Below are 13,065 nucleotides of genomic sequence, written 5' to 3'. Positions count from 1 at the left end.
GGCCGACGCAGTCGCCGACCACGACGCCGATGGTGCCGTCGCGCAGCGGCACCACGTCGTACCAGTCGCCGCCGATCTCCAGCGGCGGCAGCGCGGGCTCGTAGTGCACGGAGAACCGCGGCGGCAGCTCGATCGGGCCGAGCATGGCCCGCTGCAGCGTCAGCGAGGTCGAGCGGGCCTGATCGAAGTTGCGCGCCCGCTGCACGGCCAGGCTCAGATGCCCGATCAGCAGCGAGAACAGCGTCCAGTCGGCGGCGCTGATCGCGCGCGGGGCCGCGAAGCGCAGCCACAGCGCCGCGTCGCCGGTCTCGCCGAGCGGCGCGACGATGCCCTCGGAGCTCTCGCTGCCCTCCGGGATCGCGAAGAGGCTGCGTCCCGGCCTGCGGCGCGCCCGATCGAGCATGGCCCGCGCCCGCGCGTCCAGCTCGGCGCTCTCGCTGCCCTCGGCCCCGGAGACGTACACCTCCGGCTCGACATGCCTGCTCGGCCACACCGACACCACCGCGGACTGCGCGCCGACCGTGCGCCGCAGTTCGTCGAGGCCGACCGCGAGCACCTCCACCACGCTCGTCGCCGCGCCCACCGCGGTGGCCAGCCGCGAGGCGGCCTGATCGCGGGCCTGCGCGTCGTGCTCGGCGGTGACGTCGCGGATGGTGCCGACGAAGATGCGCTCGTTGTTCTCCGGCTTGATCAGCGCGCTCGTGCTCACCGCGAGCCACACCTCGCGGCCGTCGCGGTGGCGGATCGGAATGACGAAACGCTGTGCCTCCGTGCCTAAGTCGGGGTAGCGCGACCCCTCCGGCATCGACCACGGGTGCGGCAGCGGATAGGGCACGCCCGCGGCACCGTAACCGGTCAGCGCGCCGAACGCGGAGTTGACCTCGACGATGGCGCCGTGCGAGTCGGCGACGAAGAACCCGTCCTGCAGCGACTCCACCAGCGCGGTGCGGAAGGCGTCGCGCCCGGCGAGATCATCGGCGCGCGAACGCTGTTGCTCGTAGCGGCCGACGCCGTCGAGGTAGCCGCGGGTCGCGATGTCCAGTGCCGCAAGGGTTTGCAGCAGGAACTCCAGCGCGGACTCGGCCAGCCGGTTGTCGCCCGGGCCGACGCTCGCCGCGTGCTCGGCGGCCTGCACCACCCGGAAGTGGTGCTCGTTGAGGTCGAGCAGGCTGATGCCGTCGACGAGAGCCTGCCTGCCGAGCTCGTAGCCCTCGGCGAGGGTGGCCTGGGTCGGTGAATCCAGATGGCGCCGTAGCGCTTTCGCGTACTCGTCGAGAAAGTCGGCCAGTGCTGTCATCGGACGCGGCCTCTCATGACGCCGGGCCCTGCGCCGAGCCGCGGTGGCGGGCGGCGAGCACCAATGCGTCGTCGGTGTCCTTGGCGTGCCTGCCGAGGATGTCGGCGGTGATATCCGCGGTGGACTTCGACAGATCGATCGCGTCGGCGGACTCGCTGACGATGCCGTCGGTGGACATCAGCAGCAGATCGCCGGGGCGCACATGAATAGTCTGCGGCTGCAGGTTCTGCGGGAGCCGGTAGCCGACGATCCCCGCGGTCAGCAGGATGGTCGCGCGGACCGCCAGCCCCGCGGGACTCTTTGTCAGCACCCGGGATTCGACATTGCCCACGCCGAGCCAGCGCACCGTGTCGCCCGGGTCGAACAGCGCGAGCGAGACGGCGGCGCCGCGGGTGTCGGCCATCGCCCGATGACACAGCACCATCAGCACGTCCAGCGGTTCGGCGCGGTTCTCCGAGAGCACCTGCGCGGCCCGGTCGGCGGCGTCGGCGGCGGGAGCGCCGTGGCCGAGCCCGTCGAGCACGGCGAAAAGGACTGTGCCGCCGCCGGTGTCGAGGATGAGACCGCGATCACCGGAGACGCGTTGGCCCGGCAGCGCGCGACCGGCCACCGCCCACTCGATTCGGCCGATGAACCCGTCCTCATGCACCGTTGGGTACCCACTTCCACATCTCCACCAACGTGCCCTTGCCCGGCGCCGAGTCGACGACGAGCCGGTCCATCAGCCTGCGGGCGCCGGGGAGACCGAGTCCGAGTCCGCGCCCGGTCGAGTAGCCGTCCTCGAGCGCGCGGGGAATATCGATGATGCCGGGTCCTTGGTCCTCGGCCTGGACCACCAGTGCCTGACGACCCTCCCGGTCGTCGACCATCAGCCTGATTTCGCCGCTGCCCGCGTAACTGGTGATGTTGCGGGCGATTTCGGAGATCGCCGTCGAGATCATGGTGCGGTCGGTCAAAGTGAATCCGAGCTTCGCCGCCAGTTCGCGGCCGGCCTGACGTGCGATCACTATGTCGCCCGACACTCTGACCGCGATCACCAGGTTCTCAGCGGCCACTGTCACGACCATCTCGCTGGCGAGGTGACGCGGTCTTCCGGTTCAGCCAGGCGAGGCCCTCTTCCAGATCGAGGGCGGTGTGCATGTCCTCGAACGTCAGCCCGAGTTGCACCATCGCGAAGGCGACTTCCGGTTGCAGCCCGACGATCACCGTTTCGGCACCGCGCAGCTGCGTCATGTGCGCGATGGTGCGCAACGATCTCGCGGCGAAGGAGTCCATGATGTCGATGGCGGTGACGTCGACGATGATGCCGTGGGCGCGGTACTTGCTGACCTGTTTCATCAGGTCGTCCTGCAGGCGCTCGGTATCGGCGTCGGTCAACGCGGACTGGACCGACGCGATGAGGTAGGTCCCCTGTTTGAGAATCGGTACCGGCATCTGCGTGTCCTGAGCTAGCGACCGTCGCGTTCGGTGACCCGCTCGGCGACTCGGGAGACCTCGTAGCCGAGCAGGCGTTCCGCTTCTTCGATGCCACCCTGGAGGTCGCCGACCGCGTTCATCTTGGACAGGTCGAGGCCGATGGTGACCAGCGTCAGGGCGATCTCCGAGGAGAGGCCGGTGATGATGACATTCGCGCCCATCAGGCCCGAGGCGTCGACGGTCTGCACCAGGTGGTTGGCCACGGTGGAGTCGATCTGCGGGACACCCGTGATGTCGATGACGACGACCTTGGCGCGGTTGGCGCGGATCGCGCGCAGCAGCTGCTCGGTGAGCTGGCGGGCGCGCTGGCTGTCCAGCACGCCGATGATGGGCAGGATGAGCAGCTGTTCCCGGACCTGGAGAACCGGGGTGGACAGCTCGCGGATCGCCTCCTGCTGCTGGCGGATGACGCGCTCGCGTTCCTGCACGAAGGAGACGCCCACGGTGTTGGCGATGCGGTTCGCGGCGGGTTCGTACGCGTCGAGCACCGCGTTGAGCAGCTGAAAGTCGGCCTGGTACTTCTCGAACAACGAGCGGGCGAGCACGTCGCGCAGCAGCAGCACGATGCCCAGGACCTCGTCGGTCTCGACGCCTCTCGGGATGATGCGTTCGGACAGGTCACGGGCGTAGGCCTGCAGCGCCTCGACGCTACCGGTCTCGAGCACCTCGACGTAGTTGTCGTAGACGGAGGTCGCCTCGGAGAAGATCTCCTCCGGGGTCATCGCGGTCAGCAGCTGTGCGTCGGTGATGCGGCGTGCCCACTCCTCACGCAGGGCGGTGCGGTTCTGCCGCAGATGCTCGACCAACTGCGGGAGCAGGTTGTCGACCGGTCCCGCGGTCAGCGAATCCGCCGAAAGGCTCATGGACACCTCGGACATGGAAACTCCTGCCCCTTTCGACGGTTTCAGTACGGATCTGTCGTGCGTTCGGCCGTTGGGCCGACACCGAGCCTAGTCATACCCCAACCCGGTCGCGGACGAAACCTGCCGGTTGTTCGCGCGCGGCTCACGGTGGCGGGGCGAAACCGCGCTCGAGTCCGCGCAAGGCTTCCTCCAGGTAGACGGTGAGGTCGGCGTCGGCGCGGGCCAGCCAGGCATCGAAGGCGGCGCGGGCCGCGGCCAGCGTGGTGCGGCCGATCGCGAGGGGGATCAGCGCGTCGGCCGGCTCGCCGAGCCTGCGCCCGGCGAAGTCGCTGACCGCGCGCTCCCACGCGTCGTAGTGCGCGCCCGCGGTGGCGGCCAGGGCCGGGATGGTGGCGACCAGGTGCATGCGCGTGCGCAGCTCGGGCACGTCCTCGGCCCGATACCGATTGGCGTTCACGACAACTCGGCGCACCGCGGTCATCATCGCCACATCGTCGGGCACTTCGGCGAAGGCCGTGCGCAGAGCGGCGACTTCGTCATCGAACTGGTACCAGAGCACCTCCGCCTTGGTGGGGAAGTAGCGGAAGAAGGTGCGGCCGCTGACGCCCGCCGCGGCGGCGATCTGCTCGACGGTGGTGTCCTCGAAGCCCTGCTCGGTGAACAGGCGCATGGCGATGAGTTCGAGTTCGCGTTTACTGGTACCGCGCGGGCGGCCGCGGGTGGTCCTTGCTGGCACGGTATTGATTATGTCAGTGACTGACGATAATCTCCGGATATGTCCGAAAGTGTCGCAGACCACAGCCCGGTCGCGGCCGCTACGGTGGCCGATCTGACCTGGCCCGAGGCCGCGCGGCGGACCGACGCGATTCTCGCCGTCGCCCTCGGCGCGACCGAGCAGCACGGCCCGCACCTGCCGCTGTCCACCGACACCGACATCGCCGCCGCCCTGTGCGCGCGGCTGGCCGCGCTGCGGCCGGATGTGCTTGTCGCGCCGGCGATTCCGTACGGGGCCAGTGGCGAGCACGCGGGCTTCCCCGGCACACTCTCGATCGGGCAGGCCGCGCTGGAGCTGCTGATCGTCGAGCTGTGCCGTTCGGCGACGGACACTTTCGGCCGCGTCCTGCTCGTCAACTGGCACGGCGGCAACCTCGAACCGCTGCGTCGCGCGAAGACACTGTTGCGCGGCGAATCTCGCGACGTTCGTGTGTATCTGCCGCCCTACCAAGGGGATCTGCACGCGGGTCGCGCCGAGACCGCGGTGCAACTCGCGCTGACGCCGGATCGGGTGCGGCTCGACCGCGCCGAGGCCGGCGATACCCGTCCGCTCGCGCAACTCCTGCCGCTGCTGCGTGCGGGGGGCGTGCGCTCGGTGAGCGCCAACGGCGTGCTCGGCGACCCGGCCGGGGCCCACGCCGAGGAGGGCGCCGCGCTGCTCGACCACCTGACCACCGACCTGCTCGACCGAACCCGGCTCTGGTGGCCGGTGACCTCCCCCGAAAGGACCCCCCGACCATGAACCCCTGGTTCGAAACCGTCGCCGAAGCACAGCGGCGGGCTAAGAAGAGACTGCCGAAATCGGTGTACGGCGCGCTGATCGCCGGCTCCGAGCGCGGCCAGACCATCGAGGACAACCAGCGGGCGTTCACCGAGCTCGGCTTCGCCCCGCACGTCGCCGGGCCGATCGGCGAGCGCGACCAGTCGACCACCGTACTCGGGCAACAGCTTTCGATGCCGGTCATGATTTCGCCGACCGGCGTGCAGGCGGTGCACCCCGACGGCGAGGTGGCCGTCGCGCGTGCCGCGGCCGCCCGCGGCATCGCGATGGGGCTCAGTTCCTTCGCCAGCAAGCCGATCGAGGAGGTCATCGCCGCCAACCCGGCGACCTTCTTCCAAATGTATTGGTGCGGAAGCAAAGACGAGATCCTGGAGCGAATGGAGCGGGCGAGGGCGGCCGGCGCCGTCGGCCTCATCCTGACCCTCGACTGGTCGTTCTCGCACGGCCGGGACTGGGGGAGCCCGGTGATCCCGGAGAAGCTCGACCTGCGCACCATGCTGAAGTTCGCGCCGCAGACCCTGGTGCGGCCGCGCTGGTTGGCGACCTACGCCAAGTCCGGGCACATCCCGGATCTCACCGCGCCGAACATGGCCGTCGGCGGCGGCCCCGCGCCCGGCTTCTTCGGCGCGTACGGCGAGTGGATGGGCACGCCGCCGCCGGACTGGGCCGACGTGCGCTGGGTGTGCGAGCAGTGGGACGGGCCGGTGATGCTCAAGGGCGTCATCCGGGTCGACGACGCGCTGCGCGCGGTCGACGCGGGCGTGGCGGCGATCTCGGTCTCCAACCACGGCGGCAACAACCTGGACGGAACGCCCGCCGCCATCCGAGCGCTACCCGCGGTGGCCGACGCCGTCGACTCGCAGATCGAGGTGCTGCTCGACGGCGGCATCCGGCGCGGCAGCGACGTGGTGAAGGCGGTGGCGCTCGGCGCGCGAGCAGTGATGATCGGCCGCGGCTACCTGTGGGGCCTGGCCGCGAACGGCCAAGCGGGCGTGGAGAACGTGCTCGACATCCTCCGCGGCGGAATCGACTCGGCCCTACTGGGTCTACGCAAGACGAGTGTCAGTGAGTTGGATCGCGGGGACATCGTGGTGCCCGAGGGGTTCGAGCGTGCGTTGGGTGTGCCCGTCGGCGGGGGTGGATTCGATACGGAGACAAGCGAACCCGTGGACAACGGCGTGCTTGTCGAATCAGCATCGCCTTAGCCGAGTTGGGCAGTGCCGCAGCCGTTTCGGGTACTGCTGTGGTTGAATCGGGCACTGTGGTGCCCGAGTCGAGCGTTGTCTAGCCGAGTCGGGCACTCCTGCGGCTGACTCGGGTACTGCGGCGGCCGGGCCGGGCGTTGTGCAGCCGAGTCGAGCACTGCTACGGCCGAGTCGGGCACTGCGGCGGTGAAATGTCGGCACTGCCCCAGCCGAGACGGACGCTGCCCCAGCCGAGACGGACGCTGCCCCGGCCGAGACGGGCAGTGCCTCGGCTAGTCCTGGTACTGCTGCGGCCGGTTCGGGCACTGCGGCGGCCGATTCGAGCGTTGCCCAGCCGAGCCAGGCGGTGCTGTGGACGAGTCGGGCACATCCTGCTGCGGCCGGGTCTGGTACGGCGGCGAGCGTGTCGGGCACTGTTGCGGCTGGTTGGTGCACTGCGGCGGCCGATCGAGTGTTGCCCTAGCCCGGTCTGCGGTGTCGCGGCCCTCGGGCCCTGCCGCAGCCGAGTTGAGCACTGCCACAACAGTGTTGGGGCCTGTCGCAGGCGGCCCGGGGCTGCTGCGGCCGGGTCGTACCCTGCCGCTGGTCAGTCGGTGGTGCCGGGGCTGGGTCCAGTGTTGCTGCGGCCGAGTCAAGCACTGCGACGGGCGAGTCGAGCCCTGCCGCAGCCGAGCTGAGCACTGCGGCAGCCAAGTGAGCACTGCCGCCGCCCGAGTCGGGCAGTGCCGCGGCTGGGTCCAGCGTTCCCGAGGCCGGGTCGGGGTAGCGCCGCAGCGATTTGGACTGGGCCAGGACGGTGCCGGGTAGTGTCGCGGCTGGGTCCAGCGTTGCTGCGGTCGAGTTACGCAGTGCCACAGCAGATTGAGCCTGTCGCAGGCGGCTCGGGGCTGCTGCCGTCGAGTGAAGCACTGCTTCGGTCGAATTCAGCCGTGCTGCAACTGAATCCGCGGACCCGACGCGGGGGCGCGAGGTGGCGCACGCTCTCGCTTGAGCGGTCAGTTGTCGCTTGTCGTCTGTCGATGGTGCGCGAGCAGGGTGTCGTAGATGTCGGCTAGTGCGGCCAGTTGCTGGCGGTCGAGGACGTCGATCATGTGTTTGCGCACGCTGACCACGTGGGCGGGGGCGGCGCCGGTGAGCACCTCGGCGCCGCGCGGGGTCAGCCGTGCGGCGGTGCGGCGCGCGTCGTCCGGGATCGGTTCGCGCACAACGAGTCCGCGCTTCTCCATCCGGGTGATCTGGTGCGAGAGCCTGCTCTGCGACCACTCGAGCTGCGCGGCCAGGTCGGCGAAGGTGCAGCGGTGGTCGGGGGTCTTGCTGAGGAAGGCGAGCACCGAGTATTCGACGTAGGTGAGGTTCGATTCGCGCGTCGAGTCCCGCCCGACCGCCGCGGCGATGAGATCGCGCGTGCGCACGAAGCCCACCCAGGCGCGCATTTCGACGTCATCGAGCCAATGGGGATCGGTCACGATAGCGCTCCAAACTCTGGCGTGTCATACATTGTCGCGCGTCGTTGTGCGTCGCGCGACGATTGTTGCGACGAAGGGACGCTTGGACGTCCGAACGTTTTTGTGTGAGACGACAGGTAGCACTCCCGGGGTTGAACGTGCAACCTTTTGTGTCAACTGCTAGGGATAAGGCTTGCCTAACCAGTGTGTGACCTAGCCGGGTGGATACGCTCGCTGTGCCTGTGACCAGCCCTGCTGAGTGCCGACGAGAGCGGCGCTGAGCTGTTCGGCCCCGACCTGCCCGAAGGAGTGCGTCCGTGACCGCGCCGGAGTTCCGCTATTCAGACCTGCTGCCGATCGGCGCCGACGACACCGAGTACCGGTTGCTCACCACCGAGGGCGTGCACACCTTCGAGGTCAACGGCCGCACCTTCCTGCAGGTGGAGCCCGAGGCGCTGCGCCTGCTCACCGCCGAGGCGATGCACGACATCAGCCACTACCTGCGGCCCGCGCACCTCGCGCAGCTGCGCAAGATCATCGACGACCCGGAGGCCAGCGGCAACGACCGCTTCGTCGCGCTCGACCTGCTCAAGAACGTCAACATCTCCGCAGGCGGCATCCTGCCGATGTGCCAGGACACCGGCACCGCGATCGTCATGGGCAAAAAGTCCGAGGGCGTGCTGACCGGCGTCGACGACGCGGAGTGGATCAGCCGCGGCGTGTTCGACGCCTACACGAAGCTGAACCTGCGCTACTCCCAGCTCGCCCCGATGACCATGTGGGACGAGAAGAACACCGGCTCCAACCTGCCCGCGCAGATCGAGTTGTACTCGACCCCGGGCGATCCCGCGCATCCCGCGTACAAGTTCCTCTTCATGGCCAAGGGCGGCGGCTCGGCGAACAAGTCGTTCCTGTACCAGGAGACCAAGGCCGTGCTGAACCCCACGCGCATGCTGGAGTTCCTGGACGAGAAGATCCGCTCGCTCGGCACCGCCGCCTGCCCGCCGTACCACCTCGCCGTGGTGATCGGCGGCACCAGCGCCGAATTCGCCTTGAAGACGGCCAAATACGCCTCCGCGCACTACCTGGACCACCTGCCGACCGAGGGATCGCTTGCCGCGCACGGCTTCCGGGATCTCGAGCTGGAGGAGGAGGTGTTCAAGCTCACCCAATCCTTCGGCATCGGTGCGCAATTCGGCGGCAAGTACTTCTGCCACGACGTGCGCGTCGTCCGGCTGCCGCGGCACGGCGCGAGCTGCCCCGTGGCCATCGCGGTGTCCTGCTCGGCCGATCGGCAGGCGCTGGCCAAGATCACCCCGGAGGGCGTGTTCCTCGAGCAGCTCGAGCGCGAGCCCGCGCACTACCTGCCCGAGCAGACCGATTCGATCCTCGGCGGCGACGTGGTGCGGATCGACCTGAACCGGCCGATGTCGGAGATCCGCGCGGAGCTGTCGAAATACCCGGTGAAGACCCGGCTTTCGCTGTCCGGCCCGCTGGTGGTCGCCCGCGACATCGCGCACGCCAAGATCAAGGAGCGCCTCGACGCCGGCGAGCCGATGCCGCAGTACCTGCGCGACATGGCCGTCTACTACGCGGGCCCGGCCAAGACCCCCGAAGGCTACGCGTCCGGTTCGTTCGGGCCGACCACCGCCGGCCGGATGGACTCCTACGTCGACCAATTCCAAGCGGCCGGTGGATCTTTCGTCATGCTGGCCAAGGGCAACCGCTCCGCGCAGGTGACCAAGGCGTGCAAGGAGCACGGCGGCTTCTACCTCGGCTCCATCGGCGGCCCCGCCGCCCGCCTCGCACTGGATTGCATCAAGTCCGTCGAGGTGCTCGAGTACCCCGAACTCGGCATGGAAGCCGTCTGGAAGATCGAGGTCGAAGACTTCCCCGCCTTCATCGTCGTAGACGACAAAGGCAACGACTTCTTCGCCGAAACCCAAAAACCCATCGCCCTCCGAGTCCGCACCCGCTCCGCCGAGCGCGTCTAACCAAACCCGCACCCTCTCTCGGGTTCCGCACTCCCTCTAGGTACCTAGAGTCGGTGCGCATCCCGAGAGTCAGTGCGGCAGTTGCCTACCAGGCAAGGCCAGCCGCGCCCGGCGAGAACCCGCCGCCCCGGTGCACAACTACCGCACCCTCTCTCGGGGTCCGCACTCCCTCTAGGGACCCAGAGCCGGTGCGTATCCCAAGAGCCGGTGCGCATCCCCAGAGACGGTGCGCATCCCCAGAGACGGTGCGCATCCCCAGAGACGGTGCGCATCCCCAGAGGCGGTGCGCATCCCGAGAGCCGGTGCGCATCCCGAGAGCCGGTGCCGCAGTTGCCTACTAGGCAGGGCCAGCCGCACCCGGCTAGAGCCCGCCGCTCCGGTGCGGCAGTTGCCTACCAGGCAGGGCCAGCCGCACCCGGCGAGAGCCCGCCGCTCCGGTGCGCAACTGTCGCACCCCCTCTTGGGGTCCGCACTCACTCTAGGGACCAGAGCCGGTGCGCATCCCCAGAGTCGGTGCGCATTTCGAGAGCCGGTGCGTATCCCGAGAGCCGGTGCGGCAGTTGCCTACCAGGCAGGGCCAGCCGCGCCCGGCGAGAACCCGCCGCCCCGGTACGCAACTGCCGCACCCTCTCTCGGGATGCGCACTCCCTCTAGGCACCTAGAAACAGTGCGCATCCCGAAAGTCAGTGCGGCAGTTCCTACCGCACCGCGCGTGGCGGAGTGCGGTTAGTTGGTGGCGCGGCGGTAGATGAGGGCGGTGCGGAGGCGGCTCTGTTTCGGCGGTTGAACGTTGGCGAGGGTGATGTCGCCGCCGTAGTGGGCCAGCACTCGGTGGTCCATGACCGCGCGCCATAGTGGTGGGATCGCGGCGAGGACGACCATGGTCGCGTAACCCGCCGGGAGCTGGGGCGCGATGGCCGAGGTGCGCAGGGTTTGGTACCGGCGTCCCGGATTGGCGTGATGGTCGCTGTGGCGCTGCAGGTGGAACAGGAAGATGTTGGTGACCAGGCGGTCGCTGTTCCAGCTGTCCCGCGGCGAGCATCGGGCGTAGCGCCCGTTGCCGCGGCGGGCGCGCAGCAGGCCGTAGTGCTCGACGTAGTTCACGGTCTCCAGCAGCGCGACGCCGATCACGGCCTGCAGCGCGAGCCAGGGCAGGATGCGCCAGCCGAACAGCGCGATGAGCAGGCCGAAGAGCACGACCGTCATGGCCCACGCCTGCAGGATGTGATTGTCGGGGTGCCACCAGCCGAGCCGCCTGCGCGCGAGGCGCTCACGCTCGAGCCGGACGGCCGAGACGAAACCGCCGGTCACGCTGCGCGGCAAGAACTCCCAGAGCGACTCGCCGAGCCGGGCGCTGGCCGGATCCTCCGGCGTGGCGACCCGCACGTGGTGTCCGCGATTGTGCTCGACGAAGAAGTGCCCGTAGCCGGATTGAGCGAGCGCGATCTTCGCGAGCCACCGCTCCAGGTGCTCGACCCGGTGCCCGAGCTCGTGCGCGGCGTTGATGCCGATGCCGCTGACGAAGCCCAACGTCGCGGCGAGGCCGAGCTTGTCGACCACGGTGAGCTCGTCGCCGGCCCACAGGTAGCTCGCGATGCCGAGCCCGAACAGCTGGATCGGCAGGAAAAGGTAAGTGCACCAACGGTAGTAGCGGTCCTCGGACAGCAGCTCGTAGTCCTCGTCGCGCGGGTTCGCGCCGTCCTCGCCGACCACCCAGTCCAGCACCGGGATCACCAGCAACACGATGATCGGGCCGATCCACCAGAAGACGGGCGCGCCGGTGTGCAGCACGAGCTGCGAGGGGAGCAGCGCGCACGCCGGAGCGATCAGGCCGAGTACCCACAGGGGGCGCTTCCGATCCTGACCTCGAGGCTGACGACGGTTGATGACCTGCTTCTTTCGGTGAGATCACGAGGGCGGGCAACCGTGATCTGTGGGGACTGCTGAATTATCCACGGCGCGTTTGGTGTCTGTGATAGCAGAGTCGCCTCGACTTCGGAACACGTTACGGGTGTGGAGCGAAAGTGTTCCGAATCGTGACACGCAGCTCACTTCGGCGAGTCGAAACTTGTCCTGGCCGTGGGGCAACGTGTCCGGTCCGTAGTGCCGGTATGGTGCCAGACTGGCCGCATGGCTGCGGGGCGTGTACCGATCTCCAACGTGTCCGACACCGCTCGGTGGGTGGCCGCCTACCGGGCCCGCGAGACCGCGCGACCGGACGCGCTGTTCCGAGATCCGCTGGCGGACCGGCTCGCCGGGGCGCAGGGGCACGCGCTCGTCGAGATGTCGCCGCGCGTCATGCGCAACGGCTGGCCCGTGGTCACCCGCACCAAACTCATCGATGACCTCATCGCGCGGTCGCTCGAGCAGGGCTGTGATCGGGTGCTGAACCTGGCGGCCGGGCTGGACACCCGTCCGTACCGGCTCGCACTGCCCGCCGACTTCGTCTGGGTCGAGGCCGACCTGCCGGAGATCCTCGCCGAGAAGGAGGCGGCGCTGGCAGGGGAGCTGCCGCGCGGCGTATTGGTCCGGCGCGCAGTCGATCTCGCCGATCCCGCCGCGCGCGCGGAGTTCCTCGACGCGGTGCTCGGCCCGCTGGGGCCGACCGGCACGCCCGCGACCAAGGCCCTGGTGCTCACCGAGGGCCTGCTGTTCTACCTCGACCCGGCGACCGTGACCGAGCTGGCCCGCGGCTTGGCCCGGCCCCAGATCGCTTGGTGGACGGCGGATATCAGCTTCCGGATGAAGCAGATGCGCGACAGTTCGATGTTCGAGAACGCGCCGATGAAGTTCGATCCGCCCAACGGCCTCGCCTTCTTCGAGGAGCTCGGCTGGCGGCCGCGGGAGTGCGAGAGCATCCTGGTGCACGCCCGCAAGCTGGGCCGCGTGCCGTGGTTCATGCGCCCGTTCACCTATCTGCCCCAGCTGGATCCGCGCAAGCCGACGCGCAACCCGTGGTCGGCGGTGGTCCGCTTCCAGCACGAATTGGTAACCGCCGCACCCGAAATCTGATTTTTGCGTTAACAATCACCGGTACCGCCGTGTGGGTGGTATGCGCGCGTGCTAGACGTGGGACGCAACGCCACCGTCGGCGATGGCGACGGCCGAACAATCAGGGGGTCGTGGGTGGAAGAGACCGAGCGGTACGCGCTGGCGCACGGCTGGTGGCACGCGCTGTCCACGGTGTGCCGGATGCCGGTGCCGCCGCACGACACGCTGCGGCTGCTCGC

Annotated in this window: 12 protein-coding genes; 4 read left to right on the top strand and 8 right to left on the bottom strand. The window is 69.1% G+C overall.

Annotated features, from left to right (window positions below):
* The 6 genes from ON39_RS18500 to mftR form a co-directional block, all read right to left on the bottom strand.
* A partial coding sequence (locus ON39_RS18500) for a PAS domain S-box protein (RefSeq protein ID WP_040735781.1) occupies window positions 1-1,297 on the bottom strand: 1,297 nt, incomplete at its 3' end.
* Window positions 1,298-1,310: 13 nt separating this feature from the next.
* Window positions 1,311-1,946, bottom strand: a complete 636-nt coding sequence (locus ON39_RS18495; RefSeq protein WP_040735780.1) for a SpoIIE family protein phosphatase — start codon at window positions 1,944-1,946, stop codon at window positions 1,311-1,313.
* The gene (locus tag ON39_RS18490) at window positions 1,939-2,364 is read right to left on the bottom strand and encodes an ATP-binding protein (protein ID WP_040735790.1); all 426 of its coding nucleotides are present in this window, start codon (window positions 2,362-2,364) and stop codon (window positions 1,939-1,941) included. Before ON39_RS18490 ends, ON39_RS18495 begins: the two co-directional genes overlap by 8 nt.
* The gene (locus ON39_RS18485; RefSeq protein ID WP_040735779.1) at window positions 2,342-2,731 is read right to left on the bottom strand and encodes an STAS domain-containing protein; all 390 of its coding nucleotides are present in this window, start codon (window positions 2,729-2,731) and stop codon (window positions 2,342-2,344) included. The genes ON39_RS18490 and ON39_RS18485 overlap by 23 nt, the downstream gene beginning before the upstream one ends.
* A 14-nt stretch (window positions 2,732-2,745) precedes the next feature.
* A complete protein-coding gene (locus ON39_RS18480) occupies window positions 2,746-3,651 on the bottom strand; it encodes an STAS domain-containing protein (protein ID WP_040735778.1) in 906 nt (301 codons plus the stop codon).
* Window positions 3,652-3,778: 127 nt separating this feature from the next.
* A complete protein-coding gene (mftR, locus tag ON39_RS18475; RefSeq protein WP_051186784.1) occupies window positions 3,779-4,372 on the bottom strand; it encodes a mycofactocin system transcriptional regulator MftR in 594 nt (197 codons plus the stop codon).
* A gap of 39 nt (window positions 4,373-4,411) precedes the next feature.
* On the opposite strand from mftR, the gene mftE reads away from it, so the two are divergent.
* Complete coding sequence (gene mftE, locus ON39_RS18470) at window positions 4,412-5,152, top strand: mycofactocin biosynthesis peptidyl-dipeptidase MftE (RefSeq protein ID WP_051186783.1); 741 nt, start codon at window positions 4,412-4,414, stop codon at window positions 5,150-5,152.
* Window positions 5,149-6,396, top strand: coding sequence for a pre-mycofactocin synthase MftD (gene mftD / locus ON39_RS18465; protein WP_246003103.1), 1,248 nt, complete (start codon window positions 5,149-5,151; stop codon window positions 6,394-6,396). The genes mftE and mftD overlap by 4 nt, the downstream gene beginning before the upstream one ends.
* A 995-nt stretch (window positions 6,397-7,391) precedes the next feature.
* Here mftD and ON39_RS18460 read toward each other — a convergent pair.
* Window positions 7,392-7,862, bottom strand: a complete 471-nt coding sequence (locus ON39_RS18460; RefSeq protein ID WP_040735776.1) for a MarR family winged helix-turn-helix transcriptional regulator — start codon at window positions 7,860-7,862, stop codon at window positions 7,392-7,394.
* A gap of 296 nt (window positions 7,863-8,158) precedes the next feature.
* On the opposite strand from ON39_RS18460, the gene ON39_RS18455 reads away from it, so the two are divergent.
* Window positions 8,159-9,835, top strand: a complete 1,677-nt coding sequence (locus tag ON39_RS18455; RefSeq protein WP_040735775.1) for a fumarate hydratase — start codon at window positions 8,159-8,161, stop codon at window positions 9,833-9,835.
* A gap of 726 nt (window positions 9,836-10,561) precedes the next feature.
* Here the strand turns inward: ON39_RS18455 and ON39_RS18450 are convergent.
* Window positions 10,562-11,680: an alkane 1-monooxygenase gene (locus tag ON39_RS18450; RefSeq protein WP_425454144.1), complete on the bottom strand. Its 1,119-nt coding sequence runs from the start codon at window positions 11,678-11,680 to the stop codon at window positions 10,562-10,564.
* Window positions 11,681-11,965: 285 nt separating this feature from the next.
* On the opposite strand from ON39_RS18450, the gene ON39_RS18445 reads away from it, so the two are divergent.
* Window positions 11,966-12,847: a class I SAM-dependent methyltransferase gene (locus ON39_RS18445; protein WP_051186782.1), complete on the top strand. Its 882-nt coding sequence runs from the start codon at window positions 11,966-11,968 to the stop codon at window positions 12,845-12,847.
* Window positions 12,848-13,065: the final 218 nt, after the last annotated feature.

The organism is Nocardia tenerifensis NBRC 101015 (assembly GCF_000308715.1).
GTDB classification, from domain to species: Bacteria; Actinomycetota; Actinomycetes; order Mycobacteriales; family Mycobacteriaceae; genus Nocardia; species Nocardia tenerifensis.
The sequence above is the reverse complement of the archived record's forward strand: the minus strand, read 5'-3'. Positions and strand labels throughout refer to the sequence as shown.

Coding starts and splice junctions, on each gene's coding strand:
- ON39_RS18480 (WP_040735778.1), bottom strand. CDS start 3,651: ATGTCCGAGGTGTCCATGAGCCTTTCGGCGGATTCGCTGACCGCGGGA.
- mftD (WP_246003103.1), top strand. CDS start 5,149: ATGAACCCCTGGTTCGAAACCGTCGCCGAAGCACAGCGGCGGGCTAAG.
- ON39_RS18490 (WP_040735790.1), bottom strand. CDS start 2,364: ATGGTCGTGACAGTGGCCGCTGAGAACCTGGTGATCGCGGTCAGAGTG.
- mftE (WP_051186783.1), top strand. CDS start 4,412: ATGTCCGAAAGTGTCGCAGACCACAGCCCGGTCGCGGCCGCTACGGTG.
- ON39_RS18485 (WP_040735779.1), bottom strand. CDS start 2,731: ATGCCGGTACCGATTCTCAAACAGGGGACCTACCTCATCGCGTCGGTC.
- ON39_RS18445 (WP_051186782.1), top strand. CDS start 11,966: ATGGCTGCGGGGCGTGTACCGATCTCCAACGTGTCCGACACCGCTCGG.